General features: G+C 69.8%; 18 protein-coding genes and 5 tRNA genes. 7 read left to right on the forward strand and 16 right to left on the reverse strand.

All coding sequences use genetic code 11. The features are described 5' to 3' along the window. The first annotated feature begins 202 nt into the window (after positions 1-202). Positions 203-388: a 50S ribosomal protein L28 gene (rpmB, locus tag JGS39_RS23110; protein ID WP_003965989.1), complete on the forward strand. Its 186-nt coding sequence runs from the start codon at positions 203-205 to the stop codon at positions 386-388. A 114-nt stretch (positions 389-502) separates the two neighbouring features. Here rpmB and thiD read toward each other — a convergent pair whose 3' ends face one another. Together thiD and JGS39_RS23120 are read right to left on the reverse strand one after the other, a co-directional pair. Then, the gene (thiD, locus tag JGS39_RS23115; RefSeq protein ID WP_219571300.1) at positions 503-1,312 is read right to left on the reverse strand and encodes a bifunctional hydroxymethylpyrimidine kinase/phosphomethylpyrimidine kinase; all 810 of its coding nucleotides are present in this window, start codon (positions 1,310-1,312) and stop codon (positions 503-505) included. A 10-nt stretch (positions 1,313-1,322) separates the two neighbouring features. Continuing rightward, positions 1,323-2,294 (reverse strand): thiamine-phosphate kinase, encoded by a 972-nt coding sequence (locus JGS39_RS23120; protein ID WP_219571319.1) that lies wholly within the window; start codon positions 2,292-2,294, stop codon positions 1,323-1,325. Between the two features lie 308 nt (positions 2,295-2,602). Between JGS39_RS23120 and JGS39_RS23125 the strand changes: the two genes are divergently transcribed. Together JGS39_RS23125 and JGS39_RS23130 are read left to right on the forward strand one after the other, a co-directional pair. Further along, complete coding sequence (locus JGS39_RS23125; RefSeq protein ID WP_064070330.1) at positions 2,603-2,836, forward strand: Lrp/AsnC family transcriptional regulator; 234 nt, start codon at positions 2,603-2,605, stop codon at positions 2,834-2,836. A gap of 20 nt (positions 2,837-2,856) precedes the next feature. Beyond that, a complete protein-coding gene (locus JGS39_RS23130; RefSeq protein WP_219571301.1) occupies positions 2,857-3,345 on the forward strand; it encodes a DUF3515 domain-containing protein in 489 nt (162 codons plus the stop codon). 58 nt (positions 3,346-3,403) lie between these two features. Here JGS39_RS23130 and JGS39_RS23135 read toward each other — a convergent pair whose 3' ends face one another. The 3 genes from JGS39_RS23135 to JGS39_RS23145 all read right to left on the reverse strand — a co-directional run bounded on the left by JGS39_RS23135 (position 3,404) and on the right by JGS39_RS23145 (position 6,398). Then, complete coding sequence (locus JGS39_RS23135) at positions 3,404-4,561, reverse strand: D-alanine--D-alanine ligase family protein (protein WP_219571302.1); 1,158 nt, start codon at positions 4,559-4,561, stop codon at positions 3,404-3,406. A 77-nt stretch (positions 4,562-4,638) separates the two neighbouring features. Beyond that, positions 4,639-5,649 carry an NAD(P)H-dependent glycerol-3-phosphate dehydrogenase gene (locus JGS39_RS23140; RefSeq protein ID WP_219571303.1) on the reverse strand — a complete coding sequence of 337 codons (1,011 nt, stop codon included), beginning with the start codon at positions 5,647-5,649 and terminating at the stop codon, positions 4,639-4,641. Then, a complete protein-coding gene (locus JGS39_RS23145) occupies positions 5,646-6,398 on the reverse strand; it encodes a lysophospholipid acyltransferase family protein (protein WP_219571304.1) in 753 nt (250 codons plus the stop codon). The genes JGS39_RS23140 and JGS39_RS23145 overlap by 4 nt, the downstream gene beginning before the upstream one ends. Positions 6,399-6,558: 160 nt before the next feature. Here JGS39_RS23145 and cofC point away from each other — a divergent pair, with 160 nt between their 5' ends. After that, complete coding sequence (cofC, locus tag JGS39_RS23150; RefSeq protein ID WP_219571305.1) at positions 6,559-7,242, forward strand: 2-phospho-L-lactate guanylyltransferase; 684 nt, start codon at positions 6,559-6,561, stop codon at positions 7,240-7,242. Between the two features lie 10 nt (positions 7,243-7,252). Next, complete coding sequence (locus tag JGS39_RS23155) at positions 7,253-7,456, forward strand: hypothetical protein (protein WP_219571306.1); 204 nt, start codon at positions 7,253-7,255, stop codon at positions 7,454-7,456. Between the two features lie 83 nt (positions 7,457-7,539). Here the strand turns inward: JGS39_RS23155 and JGS39_RS23160 are convergent, their stop codons facing one another. The 4 genes from JGS39_RS23160 to leuC form a co-directional block, all read right to left on the reverse strand. After that, positions 7,540-8,217 carry an HU family DNA-binding protein gene (locus JGS39_RS23160; RefSeq protein WP_219571307.1) on the reverse strand — a complete coding sequence of 226 codons (678 nt, stop codon included), beginning with the start codon at positions 8,215-8,217 and terminating at the stop codon, positions 7,540-7,542. 143 nt (positions 8,218-8,360) lie between these two features. Next, the gene (locus JGS39_RS23165; protein ID WP_136330716.1) at positions 8,361-8,588 is read right to left on the reverse strand and encodes an SCO5555 family protein; all 228 of its coding nucleotides are present in this window, start codon (positions 8,586-8,588) and stop codon (positions 8,361-8,363) included. Between the two features lie 104 nt (positions 8,589-8,692). Continuing rightward, positions 8,693-9,286 (reverse strand): 3-isopropylmalate dehydratase small subunit, encoded by a 594-nt coding sequence (leuD, locus tag JGS39_RS23170; RefSeq protein ID WP_148021041.1) that lies wholly within the window; start codon positions 9,284-9,286, stop codon positions 8,693-8,695. Between the two features lie 5 nt (positions 9,287-9,291). Next, positions 9,292-10,716 (reverse strand): 3-isopropylmalate dehydratase large subunit, encoded by a 1,425-nt coding sequence (leuC, locus tag JGS39_RS23175; RefSeq protein ID WP_219571308.1) that lies wholly within the window; start codon positions 10,714-10,716, stop codon positions 9,292-9,294. Positions 10,717-10,890: 174 nt separating this feature from the next. On the opposite strand from leuC, the gene ndgR reads away from it, so the two are divergent. Beyond that, positions 10,891-11,607, forward strand: coding sequence for an IclR family transcriptional regulator NdgR (gene ndgR, locus JGS39_RS23180; RefSeq protein WP_003966003.1), 717 nt, complete (start codon positions 10,891-10,893; stop codon positions 11,605-11,607). Positions 11,608-11,670: 63 nt separating this feature from the next. On the opposite strand, the gene JGS39_RS23185 is transcribed toward ndgR, so the two are convergent. Further along, positions 11,671-12,168 (reverse strand): DUF4188 domain-containing protein, encoded by a 498-nt coding sequence (locus JGS39_RS23185; protein WP_219571309.1) that lies wholly within the window; start codon positions 12,166-12,168, stop codon positions 11,671-11,673. An 88-nt stretch (positions 12,169-12,256) separates the two neighbouring features. Here JGS39_RS23185 and JGS39_RS23190 point away from each other — a divergent pair, with 88 nt between their 5' ends. Further along, complete coding sequence (locus tag JGS39_RS23190; protein WP_219571310.1) at positions 12,257-12,898, forward strand: MerR family transcriptional regulator; 642 nt, start codon at positions 12,257-12,259, stop codon at positions 12,896-12,898. 90 nt (positions 12,899-12,988) lie between these two features. Here JGS39_RS23190 and JGS39_RS23195 read toward each other — a convergent pair. The 6 genes from JGS39_RS23195 to JGS39_RS23220 all read right to left on the reverse strand — a co-directional run bounded on the left by JGS39_RS23195 (position 12,989) and on the right by JGS39_RS23220 (position 14,292). Then, positions 12,989-13,061: transfer RNA gene (locus tag JGS39_RS23195), tRNA-Glu, on the reverse strand. A gap of 28 nt (positions 13,062-13,089) precedes the next feature. Further along, positions 13,090-13,161: transfer RNA gene (locus JGS39_RS23200), tRNA-Gln, on the reverse strand. A gap of 12 nt (positions 13,162-13,173) precedes the next feature. Beyond that, positions 13,174-13,246 (reverse strand) — tRNA-Glu (locus JGS39_RS23205). Positions 13,247-13,306: 60 nt separating this feature from the next. Next, positions 13,307-13,379: transfer RNA gene (locus tag JGS39_RS23210), tRNA-Glu, on the reverse strand. Positions 13,380-13,414: 35 nt separating this feature from the next. After that, positions 13,415-13,486: transfer RNA gene (locus JGS39_RS23215), tRNA-Gln, on the reverse strand. An 86-nt stretch (positions 13,487-13,572) separates the two neighbouring features. Continuing rightward, positions 13,573-14,292 (reverse strand): HAD family hydrolase, encoded by a 720-nt coding sequence (locus JGS39_RS23220; RefSeq protein ID WP_219571311.1) that lies wholly within the window; start codon positions 14,290-14,292, stop codon positions 13,573-13,575. Between the last annotated feature and the right edge of the window lie 57 nt (positions 14,293-14,349).

Raw genomic sequence — 14,349 nt, forward strand, 5'->3', positions numbered from 1 at the left:
GGTCCGGCCGACGGCCGGGGCGGTCCGGGGGCGGGGCGGGCGGCTGTGCACCCATGGTAGTTTCGTATCTCCGACGCAGCCGTTGTATGCTGCTTCGGTTGCCCGGCGAGAGTCGGGAACATCCCCCGGTACCGCCACTTCAGTCAATGAATCCGGCGTGCCGGAATTCACTGTAAGTGCATCTGAAGTTTTGGAGTGACCCGTGGCTGCCAACTGCGACGTTTGCGGCAAGGGGCCGAGCTTCGGCAACAGCATTTCGCACTCGCACCGCCGTACGTCCCGTCGCTGGAATCCCAACATCCAGCGCGTGCGTGCCGTGGTCGGGCGGACGCCGAAGCGGCTCAACGTCTGCACCTCGTGCATCAAGGCCGGCAAGGTCGCGCGCTGACGTTCCCGTCGTAGCGCAGCCCTACCGGTTGCCCAAAAAGCCGGTCCACCTCGGTGGACCGGCTTTTTGCTGTGCTTCTGCGCAGGGCCCCGCGCTTCCGCGCAGGAGCGCAGGTCAGCGGGCGTCCCGCAGCCGCCACGCGTGGTCGACCGGGCCGATCCCCGATCCCAGCGGGAAGCCCGCCATGATCGCGCCGGTGACATAGGTCTTCGCGGCCCGTACCGCCGTGGGCACGTCCTGGCCCAGGGCCAGTCCGCAGGCGATGGCGGAGGCGAGGGTGCAGCCCGTGCCGTGGGTGTGGCGGTTGTCGTGCCGGGGGGCGCGCAGCCAGTGCTCCTCGGTGCCGTCCGTGAGCAGGTCGACGGGTTCGCCCGGCAGATGACCGCCCTTGACGACGACCCAGCGGGGCCCGTATCCGAGCAGGGTGTCCGCTGCCTGCCGCATGCCGGCCTCGTCGGTGACCGTGATGCCGGTGAGCTGTGCCACTTCGTCGAGGTTCGGGGTCGCCACGGTCGCGACGGGAAGCAGTTTCGTACGGACCGAGTCGAGCGCCTCGGCGGCCAGCAACGGGTCTCCGTGCTTGGAGACACCGACCGGGTCCACGACCACGGGGGCGTCCGTACCGGCGAGGAGCGCGGCGACGGTCTCGACGAGCAGCGTCGACGACAGCATGCCGGTCTTGACCGCGCTCACACCGATGTCGTCCACGACGCTTCGGTACTGGGCGCGTACGGCATCGGCGGGCAGTTCCCAGGCGCCTTGCACACCCAGCGAGTTCTGCGCGGTGACGGCGGTCAGCACGCTCATCCCGTGGGTCCCGAACGCCAGCATCGTCTTCAGGTCGGCCTGGATGCCCGCACCGCCGCCGGAATCGGATCCGGCGACGGTGAGCACGCGGGGCGGTACGGCGGAAGGTATCGGCATACGCGGCAATCTACTGGGTGTCCTCGATGTCACCGAAGTGGTCCCAGCCGCTCTTGTTCGTCCAGGGCGCCCCGTCGACCGTCACCTGCGGCAGTGCGGAGGGGTTGAGGACCTCTCCGATCACCTTCCAGCGGGCCGGCAGCTTCACGTCCGGGGGGAACGTCGCGACGATCGCGTGGTCCTCACCGCCGGTGAGCACCCACTGGAGCGGGTCCACGCCGACGGCCTGCCCGATGTCGGACATCTGGGACGGGATGTCGATCAGCCCGGAGCGCAGGTCGATGCGGACCTTGCTGGCCTCGGCGATGTGGCCGAGGTCGGCGACGAGCCCGTCGCTGACGTCCGTCATCGCGGTGGCGCCGAGTCCGGCCGCCGCGGGGCCCGCGTGGTACGGCGGTTCGGGGCGGCGGTGGGCCTCCACGAAGGCGCGGGGCGAGCGGAATCCGCGCGAGAGCACGGCGTACCCGGCGGCGGACCAGCCGAGCCAGCCCGTGACGGCGACGACGTCGCCGGGCTGGGCGCCCGCCCTGGTGACGGGTTCGTGGTTGCGCAGATCGCCGAGCGCGGTGATCGCGACGGTGATGGTCTCTCCGCGCACCACGTCGCCGCCGACCACGGCCGCCCCCGCGACCTGGCACTCGTCGCGGATGCCGTCCATCAGCTCTCCGGCCCAGGTGACCGGGAGTTCGGCGGGGACGACGAGGCCGAGGAGCAGCGCGGTGGGCACGGCGCCCATGGCCGCGATGTCGGCGAGGTTCTGTGCGGCGGCCTTGCGGCCGACGTCGTACGCCGTCGACCAGTCACGCCGGAAGTGCCGTCCCTCCAGCAGGATGTCCGTGCTGGCCACGACCCTGCGGTCGGGGGCGGTGATGACCGCGGCGTCGTCGCCGGGGCCCAGCCGTACCGCCGGAGTGGTGGTGAGCCGGGAGGTCAGTTCCCTGATGAGCCCGAACTCCCCCAACTCGCCCACGGTTCCCTTCACCGAGTCCCACCTCTCATCTATGGGGCCGGACGCGCGTCCGGCCTGCTTCAGCGGCCGGACGTCCGGACCGTGCACCACCCTGGTGGTCACGGGCACACCTGTCCCGCCTGTCCCCCGTCCGCGCCGCTGAGCTTGCGGTCGCGGGCCTTCACTGCTGTCGGTACTGTCAAGAGATACGTCAACTTGTGTGTTGTGTACGCCACGCTGTGGGCGTCATCCGGCCCGCAGGTCTCCCCGCGGCCCATGGCAACGCGATAACGTGGCGTCCCTTTCCCCCACATGATCCTCGTGGCCGCCCTGGAGGTTCCGTGGTACAGGCATACATCCTTATCCAGACCGAGGTGGGCAAGGCGTCGACAGTCGCCGAGACCATCGCCAAGATTCCGGGAGTGATCCAGGCAGAGGACGTCACCGGCCCCTACGACGTGATCGTGCGGGCCCAGGCCGACACGGTCGATGAACTCGGACGCATGGTGGTCGCCAAGGTCCAGCAGGTGGACGGCATCACCCGAACCCTGACCTGTCCGGTCGTTCACCTGTAGCCCCCGTCTACCCTGGGCCGGTGACATCTTCCTGCCGCCGGCTCCCCCACCCCGTGCTCCTCGGTCCGTCCGCCGCCCTGGTGCTCCTGGCCGCGGTGGGCTGCACTTCCACGGATCCGTCGGCATCGGTCACGGTGCCCACGCCCTCCTCGGAAGCCGCAGCCTACTGCCGCGCCCTGCACAAGGAGCTGCCGCGTTCCGTAGCCGGTCTGGAGCGCACTGATCCCGCGCCCCGTTCGGATCTGACCGCCGGGTGGGGGGACGGGGCGATCGTACTGCGCTGCGGTGTCGCGCGCCCCGCGAAGATGGACGACTCGCAGTCGAAGGCCGCCGAGGCCGACGGCGTCAACTGGCTGCTGGAGCAGCGGGAGGACGACGGGCCGCGGTTCACGACCACCCTGCGCAAGGCGTACGTCGAGGTCACGTTCTCGGCGGCGTACGCGCACGACGCGACCCCGCTGGCGGCCTTCGCGGCGCCGGTCAAGAAGACGGTTCCCAGCGGCCTGTGAGGGCTGCGAGGGGGTGCGCTCCGGGCGGAGCGCACCCCCTCGGCCGTTCCGGTGCCTCTCAGCGCAGGCCGGTCGGCCGGTCCAGCGCCGCCTGGATGAGCCGGTCCACCAGCTGCTGGTAGCTGACGCCGCTCTCCTGCCACATGCGCGGGTACATGGAGATCGGGGTGAAGCCCGGCAGGGTGTTGATCTCGTTGATGACGAATCCGCCGTCCTCGGTGAGGAAGAAGTCGGCCCGCACCAGCCCCTCGCAGGAGGCGGCCTCGAAGGCCTCGACCGCGAGCCGCTGGACCTCGGCGGTCTCCTCGTCGGTGAGCGGGGCGGGCACGATGCCGGACGCCGCGTCGATGTACTTGGCCTCGAAGTCGTAGAAGTCGTGCGAGGTGACCGGCGGGATCTCGGCGGGCACGCTGGCGCGCGGACCGTCCTCGAACTCCAGCACCCCGCACTCGATCTCGCGGCCCCGCAGCAGCGACTCCACAAGGAACTTGGGGTCGTGGCGGCGGGCTTCCTCGATCGCCTCGTCGAGGCCGGAGGCGTCGTCGACCTTCGTGATGCCGATGGAGGAGCCGGCCCGGGCGGGCTTGATGAAGAGCGGCCAGCCGTGCTCGCCGGCGAAGTCCGTGATGCGCTTGCGGGCGCCCTGGGGGTCGTTGTCCCACTCGCGGGGGCGCACGACCACGTACGGCCCGACGGGGAGCCCGAAGGAGGTGAAGACGCGCTTCATGTACTCCTTGTCCTGGCCGACCGCCGAGGCGAGGACACCGGCGCCGACGTACGGCACGCCGGACAGCTCCAGGAGGCCCTGGAGCGTGCCGTCCTCACCGTAGGGACCGTGCAGGACGGGGAAGACGACGTCGACCTCGCCGAGCGCCTTGGGGACCGACCCGGGCTCGCTGTAGACCACTTCACGGCTGCCGGGATCGACGGAGAGCACCACGCCGCCCTCGTCGGACTCGGCCAGTTGTGCCACGTCGGGCATCTTCCGGTCCGTGATGGCCATGCGTTCGGGTTCGTCGGCGGTGAGCGCCCAGCGGCCGTCCGTCGTGATGCCGATCGGCAGGACGTCGTACTTCGTCCGGTCGATCGCGTTCAGGACCGCACCGGCCGTGACCACCGAAATGCCGTGCTCGGAGCTGCGGCCGCCGAACACGACGGCCACACGCGGCTTGCGGAGCTGCTGCTCCGTACTCTGGGGGAGGTTCTCGCTGCTCATATCGCGATGAGCGTACCTGCTGGTACGGGTCGCGTCAGCGCGGCCGGGGCCGTCCGGGGCCGAACGGGGTCAGCTTCTCAGTGCCGTTCGGCCTTGGCGCTGCGCGACATGAGTTCCTTGACCGCGACCATGGGCGGCTTGCCCTCGTGGACGATGCCGACGACCGTCTCGGTGAGAGGCATCTCGACTCCGTGCCGTCGGGCCAGGTCGAGCACGGACTCGCACGACTTGACGCCCTCGGCGGTCTGCTTGGTGACGGCGATGGTCTCCTGGAGCGTCATGCCGCGGCCGAGGTTGGTTCCGAAGGTGTGGTTGCGCGAGAGCGGCGAGGAGCAGGTCGCCACCAGGTCGCCGAGGCCCGCGAGTCCGGAGAAGGTCAGGGGGTCGGCGCCCATGGCCACACCGAGGCGGATGGTCTCGGCCAGGCCGCGGGTGATGAGCGAGCCCTTGGTGTTGTCGCCGAGCCCCATGCCGTCGGCGATGCCGACGGCCAGCCCGATGACGTTCTTGACGGCGCCCCCGAGTTCGCAGCCGACCACGTCGGTGCTGGTGTACGGGCGGAAGTACGGGGTGTGGCAGGCGGCCTGGAGGCGGCGTGCGACGGACTCGTCCTGGCAGGCGACGACCGCCGCCGCGGGGCGGCGTTCGGCGATCTCCTTGGCGAGGTTGGGGCCGCTGACGACGGCGATGCGGTCGGCGGAGACCTGCGTGACGTCCTCGATGACCTCGCTCATCCGCTTCGCGGTGCCGAGCTCGACGCCCTTCATCAGCGAGACCAGGACCGTCTGCGGCTCCAGGTGCGGGGCCCAGTCGGCGAGGTTGGCGCGCAGCGTCTGGGACGGCACGACGAGGACCGCGAAGTCGGCCCCGCGCAGCGCTTCGGCGGCGTCCGTGGTGGCCCGGACCGATGCGGGAAGTTCGATGCCCGGCAGGTAGTCGGGGTTGGTACGGGTCGTGTTGACGGCCTCGGCCACCTCGGCCCGGCGCGCCCAGAGGGTGACGTCGCAGCCCGCGTCGGCGAGGACCATGGCGAAGGCCGTACCCCATGAGCCGGTTCCGAAGACGGCTGCCTTTACGGGGTGCGTCACTTGGGTCCCTCTCCTTCGGCCTTGCGCCGTTGTTGTGCTCGGGCCTTGCGGTGGTCGTAGGGCTCGGCGGGCGCCTTCTCGCCGCGCACCTCCTCCAGCTGTGCGGTGACCGCCAGCATGATGACCTCGGTCGCCTCGCGCAGCACGTCGGGCGTCGGCTCCCGGTCGTAGAACCGGGAGAGGTCGACGGGCGGTCCCGCCTGGACCTGGAGGGTCTTGCGGGGGAAGAGGCGGAACTTGTCCTCCGTGGCGTAGGGCGGCACCGCCAGGTTGGCGCCCCACTGCGCGACCGGGATGACCGGGGCACGGGTCATCAACGCGACGCGGGCGGCGCCGGTCTTTCCGGCCATGGGCCACATGTCGGGGTCACGGGTGAGGGTGCCCTCGGGGTAGAAGGCGACGCACTCACCGCGCTCGATGGCGTCGACGGCGGCCCGGAAGGCGTCCAGCGCGTTCGTCGTCTCGCGGTACACGGGGATCTGGCCGGTGCCGCGCAGCATCATCCCGACGAAGGGGGTCTTGAAGAGGCCCGCCTTGGCGAGGAGCCGCGGCACCCGTCCGGTGTTGTACTGGAAATGCCCGTACGAAAGCGGGTCCAGGTACGAGTTGTGATTGACCGCGGTGATGAATCCGCCGTCGGCCGGAATGTGTTCCATTCCCCGCCAGTCGCGCTTGAACAGAATCACCAGCGGCGGTTTCGCGATGACCGCTGCCAGGCGGTACCAGAAGCCGATTCTGCGGCGGGACACTCGGACACCTTCCTCTATGGCCTGACTGTGGAGCTGACTCCTGACCGACTACCGACTGTCAAGTCTCGCCCCAGGCCCCTGCTCTGTCGAGAACACCGTACGCCTCACCTTCCGGACCGACCCTCCGGGTTGTCGCACCGGCAGGCGAGAATAGGCGGCCATGCGCACCGAGGGGGAGACCGCCACGAACACCGACCCGACCGGCCCCTGGTCACTGGTCGTCCCGTTGAAGCCCCTGGCGCGGGCGAAGAGCAGGCTGACGCCCGCTTCCGGCGCCCTTTTGCGGCCCCGGCTGGCCCTGGCGTTCGCCCGGGACACCGTGTCCGCCGCGCTGTCCTGCCCGGAGGTCGCCGATGTGGTGGTCGTCACGGACGACACGACGGCCGGGGCGGCGCTGGCGGCGCTCGGGGCCAGGATCGTGGCCGACGCCCCGGCGGCCGGGCTCAACGCCGCGCTCGCACACGGTGAACGCGCGGTGCGCACGGGCCGGCCGCGGTCGGCCCTCGCCGCGCTCAACGCCGATCTGCCCGCACTCCGGCCGGTGGAATTGTCCCGCGTACTCGAATTTTCTGCCGCTTTTCCCCGGGCTTTCGTGTGCGATGCCGCAGGAATCGGAACGACATTTCTCGCCGCTGGGCCGGGCGTGGAATTGCGCCCGTATTTCGGCGGCCCGTCCAGGGCCCGGCATCTCGCGTCGGGTGCGGTGGAGATCACACTGTCCGGTATCGATTCGGTGCGCCAGGACGTGGACACGGGCGACGATCTGCGGGCGGCGCTGGCGCTGGGGGTCGGCCCGTACACGGCGGGGCGCTGGGCCGCCGGGGTCCGGGCGGCGGACCGATAGGCTGCCGCCCATGCAGGCGACCTCGTACACGTACGACCCCGAGACCCGCACCGGCAGCGTGCTGCTCGACGACGGCACCCCGGTGGACTTCGACGCCCCGGCCTTCGACGCCGGCGGCCTGCGGCTGCTGCGTCCGGGGCAACGGGTACGGATCGAGGGGCAGGGCGAGGGTGCCGCGCTGCGGATCACCCTGGTCACGCTGCAGACGTTCTGAGCACCCCGGAACAGCCCGCGGGCCGGGCTCCCCGAGGGGAGCCCGGCCCGGCGCGTGTGTGAGGAGCCCTGAGGTTCCGGTCCTCACTTCTTGCGTGCAGTGGCCTTCTTGGCCGTGGTCTTGCGCGCTGTGGTCTTCTTCGCGGGCGCCTTCTTCGCCGTGGTCTTCTTGGCGGGCGCGGTCTTGGCGGCGACGGCCTTCTTGGTGGCCGTCGTCTTCTTCGCCGCCGCCGGGGTCGCCTTCTTCGCGGCCGCCGTGGTCTTCTTCGCCGCCGCGGACGTCTTCTTCGCGGTGGTCTTCTTGGCGGTGGCGGTGGTCTTCTTCGCCGTCGCCACGGTCTTCTTGGCGGTGGCGGCCTTCTTCGCCACGGCCTTCTTGGCGGTGGCCTTCTTGGCGGCGGCCTTGGCCGTCGTACGGGTGGAAGAACCGCCCGAGAGGCTGCCCTTGGGGGCCTTCTTCACGGCCACGTCGTTCTTGGGGAGCTTCTTCGAGCCGCTCACCAGGTCCTTGAAGCCCTGTCCCGCACGGAAGCGGGGCACCGAGGTCTTCTTGACCCGTACGCGCTCGCCCGTCTGCGGGTTGCGGGCGTAACGGGCGGGGCGGTCGACCTTCTCGAACGAGCCGAAGCCGGTGACCGAAACCCGGTCACCTGCGACAACCGCACGAACGATCGCGTCGAGCACCGCATCGACGGCGTCCGCGGCCTGCTGACGGCCGCCGACCTTGTCGGCAATCGCTTCTACGAGCTGCGCCTTGTTCACGTCTTCCCCTTCGGAGACATCGCCCGAACGAAACTGTTCAGGCTTTTTCGCACGTTAGGCAGATATATACCGCAAATCAAACACGAAACGGGCTAATCACCCTAGTGCCGCAACGAAGTCGACCGCTGCGCAGTTCCGCAGAGTCAGTCACCTTCGGGGAATCGGCCCTCATCGAGGTCCTTCATCAACCGGTCCAGACGCCTTGCCGCATCCGGTAGATCGTGCTTTGCCGCGGCCGTGACGACCAACAGCTTCCGGTTCAGCGCCATCCGTACGCCCTCCGGGACTTGCAGTGCACGCACTCGTGAGTGCGCTTCCTTCAATTGGTCGGCGACTTGGCCGTAAAGCTTGAGTTGGCTGTCGCGTTCCATGCACCGATTGTGCCATCTGGGGCGAGTTGTCGCCCGACGGGGTCTCAACAAGCGACTGCGCCCCCTACCAGAAGGCAGGGGGCGCAGTACGGGAAACGCGCTGCTCAGGCGTTAATTGTACGGGGCTTGTGGGCCGGCCTGGCCGCCTCGTAGGCCGCGATGTCCGCTTCGTTCTGAAGGGTGAGGCTGATGTCGTCCAGCCCGTTCAGCAGCCGCCAGCGGGCGTTCTCGTCGAGCTCGAAGTCGGCGGTGATGCCCTCCGCGAGGACCTGCCGCTTCTCCAGGTCGACGGTGATCTCGGCCGTCGGGTCGGCCTCGGCCAGGTCCCAGAGGGCGTCGACGACCTGCTGGTCCAGGACCACGGTCAACAGCCCGTTCTTCAGCGAGTTACCGCGGAAGATGTCGGCGAACCGGGAGGAGATGACGGTCTTGAAGCCGTAGTTCTGGAGCGCCCAGACGGCGTGCTCGCGCGACGAGCCGGTGCCGAAGTCGGGGCCGGCCACCAGGACCGAGGCACCCTTGCGCTCCGGGCGGTTGAGGACGAAGTTCTCGTCCTTGCGCCAGGCCTCGAAGAGTCCGTCCTCGAAGCCGTCCCGGGTGACCTTCTTCAGCCAGTGGGCGGGGATGATCTGGTCGGTGTCGACGTTGCTGCGGCGCAGCGGGACGGCCCGGCCGGTGTGTGCGGTGAAAGCTTCCATGATTCTCAGACTCCGGCGGGCGTACGGACGTCGGACAGGTCGGCCGGCGAGGCCAGATGGCCCAGCACGGCGGTGGCGGCGGCGACCTGCGGGGAGACCAGGTGCGTACGGCCGCCCTTGCCCTGCCGGCCCTCGAAGTTGCGGTTCGAGGTCGAGGCGGAGCGCTCGCCGGGGGCCAGCTGGTCGGGGTTCATACCCAGGCACATCGAGCAACCCGCGTGCCGCCATTCGGCGCCGGCGGCGGTGAAGACCTTGTCCAGGCCCTCCTCCACGGCCTGCAGGGCGACCCGGACGGAACCCGGGACGACCAGCATCCGTACGCCGTCGGCGACTTTGCGGCCGTCCAGGATCGCGGCGGCGTTGCGCAGGTCCTCGATCCGGCCGTTGGTGCAGGAGCCTACGAAGACGGTGTCGACGTTGATCTCGCGCAGCGGCTGGCCGGCGGTCAACCCCATGTACTCCAGGGCCTTTTCGGCGGCGTTGCGCTCCGATGCGTCCTCGTACGAAGCAGGATCGGGGACGTTGGCCGACAGGGGCGCGCCCTGGCCGGGGTTGGTGCCCCAGGTGACGAACGGCGCCAGTTCGGCGGCCTCGATGACCACCTCGGCGTCGAAGACCGCGTCGTCGTCCGTGCGCAGCGTCTTCCAGTACGCGACGGCCGCGTCCCAGTCCGAGCCCTGCGGGGCGTGGTCCCGGCCCTGCAGATAGTCGAAGGTGGTCTGGTCGGGGGCGATCATGCCCGCCCGCGCACCGGCCTCGATCGACATGTTGCAGATGGTCATCCGGGCCTCCATCGAGAGCTTCTCGATGGCGGAGCCGCGGTATTCGAGGATGTAGCCCTGACCGCCGCCGGTGCCGATCCGCGTGATGATCGCGAGGATCAGGTCCTTGGCGGTGACGCTGTCGGGCAGTTCGCCGTCGATGGTGATCGCCATCGTCTTAGGGCGGGCCAGCGGCAGCGTCTGGGTGGCGAGCACGTGCTCGACCTGGCTGGTGCCGATACCGAACGCAAGCGCGCCGAACGCACCGTGCGTGGAGGTGTGGGAGTCGCCACAGACGACGGTGGTGCCGGGCTGGGTCAGGCCCAGCTGCGGGCCGACCACGTGCACGACGCCCTGCTCGATGTCGCCCAGCGGGTGCAGCCGGACGCCGAACTCCGCGCAGTTCTTGCGCAGGGTCTCCAGCTGAGCGCGGGAGACCGGGTCGGCGATCGGCTTGTCGATGTCGAGGGTCGGGGTGTTGTGGTCCTCGGTGGCGATGGTGAGGTCGAGGCGCCGCACCGGGCGTCCGGCCTGCCGCAGACCGTCGAAGGCCTGCGGGCTGGTCACCTCGTGCAGCAGGTGCAGATCGATGTAGAGGAGGTCGGGCTCACCTTCGGCGCGCCGGACGACATGGTCGTCCCAAACCTTCTCCGCGAGTGTCCTACCCATCGCTTTCCCTCCGGCCGGCGTCGTCGCCGGCCCAACTAGAGATTCGGTGCGCCCCCGTCCGGACCCCCGACCGGGGCGGTGGCTACGGGCCGTTGTGGGGCCGCCCGTACAGGTTCGCAACTTCGCTGGAAAATTGAACTTGCGTTTCACAGAGTGAGACGCGAGTATCGTCGTATGGACAACTCTAGCGGCGTCGGCGTTCTCGACAAGGCGGCTCTGGTATTGAGCGCCCTGGAGTCCGGACCGGCCACCCTCGCCGGGCTGGTAGCGGCGACCGGGCTCGCACGACCCACGGCTCATCGGCTGGCCGTGGCACTGGAACACCACCGCATGGTGGCAAGGGACATGCAGGGCCGTTTCATTCTCGGCCCCCGCCTCTCCGAGCTCGCCGCCGCGGCGGGCGAGGACCGGCTGCTCGCCACGGCGGGGCCGGTGCTCACCCACCTCCGCGACATCACCGGCGAGAGCGCTCAGCTCTACCGCCGGCAGGGCGACATGCGCATCTGCGTGGCGGCGGCGGAGCGGCTGTCCGGCCTGCGGGACACCGTGCCGGTCGGCTCCACGCTCACCATGAAGGCGGGATCCTCCGCCCAGATCCTGATGGCCTGGGAGGAGCCGGAGCGCCTGCACCGCGGCCTCCAGGGCGCCCGCTTCACGGCAACGGCGCTCTCCGGTGTACGGCGCCGGGGCTGGGCCCAGTCGATCGGCGAGCGCGAACCGGGCGTCGCCTCGGTCTCCGCCCCCGTGCGCGGCCCCTCGAACCGGGTGGTCGCCGCGGTCTCGGTCTCCGGACCGATCGAACGGCTGACCCGCCATCCGGGCCGGATGCACGCCCAGGCCGTCATCGACTCGGCCGCCCGGCTGAGCGAGGCGCTCCGCCGCACCGGCTGAGCCGCCGCACCCGCACCTCCCCCAACAGGCCGCCCCAGCGTCGTGGCGGCCCCCTTCAGAACCTCACTCCGCGCCGGAACGATGCGCGAGCCGGTCCGCCGCACGGCGGCCCCGCTCCTCGATCGGCAGCACCCCGGTCGCCGCGGCCAGTCCGTACGCCGGCATATCCGCGTAGATGGACTCGTGGCCGCCCTCGGGTACGACATAGGTCTCGTGCCACAGCCCCACGTGCTGCCGGGACTTCTTCTCCTTGCGGTTGATCATCGCCCACGCCTTGCGGTGCAGCATGTCCGGCGCCACGGCGTACGCGTAGAGCTTCTCCTTCGACTCCCAGTACTGGACGACGTAGTACGTCCTCGGCGAACCGGTCAACAGCTGGTACCCGAGCAGCCCTCGGCTCTTGTCCCGGCTCAACTCCCGCAGCAGGCGCGGCATCGCGAGGAGGACCGGGAGCCAGTGGTGCACTCCCCGGAAGTGGTTGATCCGCATGCCGATCAGCAGGATCACCACATCCCCCTCGGCCGCCGCGGTCGTCCGTCCCGGAATCGGTTTCGCAAACATACGGGCCCCCTGGCTTCGTTGGAGAGTTGAACTATCCAATGGTTGGATCGTGGCACCGCCCGAGGGGCGGCGCAAGGGAGGGGACGGAATGCGGCTCTCGGAACTGAGTGAGCGCAGCGGCGTGAGCACGGCGACGATCAAGTACTACCTGCGCGAGCAACTGTTGCCGCCGGGGCGGCGGGTGAGCGCGACACAGGCGGAGTACACCGACAGCCACGTGCGCCGGCTGCGGCTGATCCGGGCCCTCCTCCAGGTGGGCCGCCTGCCCGTGGCCACGGCCCGCGAGGTGCTGAACCACGCGGACGACGAGTCCCTGGGCCGGACGATCCAGCTGGGCGCGGCCCTGTGGTCACTGCCGCACGGCCCGGACCCGGACGAGGAGGCGCCCGAGACGGCGGCCGCCACCGCCGAGGTCGAGCGGCTGCTGGACCGGCTGGGATGGTCGACCGCACGGGAGATCGGCTCCCTCTCCCCCGCGCATCGGTCACTGGTCGCGTCCCTGGCCACCCTGATCCGCCTCGGTTACCCGTGCGAGGGCGACTACCTGGCGGACCACGCACGCCTGATGCACGAAGTGGCGGTCCGCGACCTGGACATGATGGAGACCTACCCGACCGAGTCGGAGCAGGTGGAGATGGCGGTCGCCTCCGCGGTGCTGCACGAGCCGCTGCTGGCGTCCCTGCGACGGCTGGCCCAGGAGGAGGAGTCCGCCCGGCGGTACGGGCTCTGAGCCGGCACACGGACGGGGCCGCGAACGGCCCTCGTACACAAGCGGAAGGCCCCTCACCGGAGTGAAGGGCCTTCGTCTGTTGCTCTGTTGTACCCCCGACCGGATTTGAACCGGCGCTACTGCCGTGAGAGGGCAGCGTGCTAGGCCGCTACACAACGGGGGCTTGGATACTGCGACTTGCTTGTCTTGCGCTGGGCTACCAGGACTCGAACCTAGAATGACGGTACCAGAAACCGTAGTGTTGCCAATTACACCATAGCCCATGGTGTTACAAGTACCCCCGACCGGATTCGAACCGGCGCTACTGCCGTGAGAGGGCAGCGTGCTAGGCCGCTACACAACGGGGGCCCTAGCGATCCTGCATCGAAAACGTGGGTGCGACCCAGGTGTTCTCGCGGGAAGGATCTGTACCCCCGACCGGATTCGAACCGGCGCTACTGCCGTGAGAGGGCAGCGTGCTAGGCCGCTACACAACGGGGGCTTGTTCCTGCAACTTACTTGTCTTGCTGTCTTGCGCTGGGCTACCAGGACTCGAACCTAGAATGACGGTACCAGAAACCGTAGTGTTGCCAATTACACCATAGCCCACTGAAACGCAACCCCTGAGAGGTGTTGTCTCTGTCTGCGCTTCCCGTCCGGATCTTTCGTTCCGCTTGGGCGGCGCAGGAAGAACATTACCCGAAGGTGTCCGGCGCTCCAAAACGGGTATTGCCTGCCAGCAGGCCGGGCAGCTGGTCGAGGGCCGTGATCCGGACGAGTTCGGGCCGTCCGCCCCGTCCGTACCGGTCCAGCCAGATGCCCGCGAGACCGGCGGCCACCGCGCCGCGGGCGTCGATGTCGGGTTCGTCCCCCACGTAGACGACCTCCTCCGGCGGCAGGTCCAGCGCCTCGCAGGCGGCGAGAAACGCCTCGGGGGCGGGCTTGGAGATGCCCAGCTCCGCCGCGCACAGGACGGTCTCGAAGCGGTCGCGCACCCCGAGCACGGTCAGCTTGTGGTGCTGCTGTTCCAGGGCGGAGTTCGACAGCACGGCATGCCGGTAGACCCCGGTCAGCGCGTCGAGTGCGGGAACAGCGTCCGGGAAGAGCGCCCAGGCGGCCTCGTAGTGGGCGATGTGGCGCTCGAACCAGGCGTCGGCCGCCGTGTCGTCCAGCGGGCGGGCGAGGAAGTCCCTGGCCCGGTCGCGGCGCTGGCCCTGCCAGTCGGTCTCCCCGTCGGAGAACCGCTGCCAGTGGATCCGGGTGAGCCGCCCCCAGGCTTCGAGGGCCTCGCCGACGGTGGCGTAGCCCCCGGGCAGGCCCTCGGCCGCGAGATGCCGGGACATGCCGGTGGCGGCGGCCGTCGTGTAGTCGAAGAGTGTGTCGTCCACGTCCCAGAGGACAGCTCTGATCGGCATGATCCGACTCTACGCGCGCCGGAACGGACGGACGGGCCCGGCGGCCGCCGTGTGCGG

Source organism: Streptomyces poriferorum (assembly GCF_019399235.1).
GTDB classification, from domain to species: domain Bacteria; phylum Actinomycetota; class Actinomycetes; order Streptomycetales; family Streptomycetaceae; genus Streptomyces; species Streptomyces poriferorum.